Annotated in this window: 1 protein-coding gene; it reads left to right on the top strand. The window is 39.5% G+C overall.

Annotated elements, in window-relative coordinates:
• Window positions 1-268: 268 nt before the first annotated feature.
• The coding region (locus tag HC176_RS17070; protein WP_167920209.1) for a class I tRNA ligase family protein at window positions 269-405 on the top strand (137 nt) is incomplete at its 3' end.

The raw sequence follows: 405 nt of genomic DNA, 5'->3' as shown, positions 1-405 counted from the left end.
AATTTGAGCTTCAGGATATATGGTTTCAAGATCATTTTCAGCAATAACTTCAGCTAAATTTTCAAGCTGAAATTTTTCAGCAGAAGCAGAAGTCATTCTTTTGCTTTTACAACCTGCAGCTATTAAAATGAGCCCCAGGATAAAGAATTTTCTCATGATTGGTTTTTTATAAAATTGCGGAACATTTGGCGCACCTCCATCCCCTTTTGCTAAAATTTAACGTGTAATCCCCTGCACTTGCTTAACTTTACAGCCTTTAATTTTGCACATGAATTCACCAAAAAGATATACGATCACAGCGGCCCTTCCTTATACCAACGGGCCCATACATATAGGCCATTTAGCAGGCGTTTACGTCCCGGCAGACATCTATGCGCGTTTCCAGAGAATGCAGGGAAAAGATGT

The organism is Tamlana crocina, from assembly GCF_012037625.1.
This window is presented reverse-complemented; position numbering and strand designations above follow the sequence as displayed.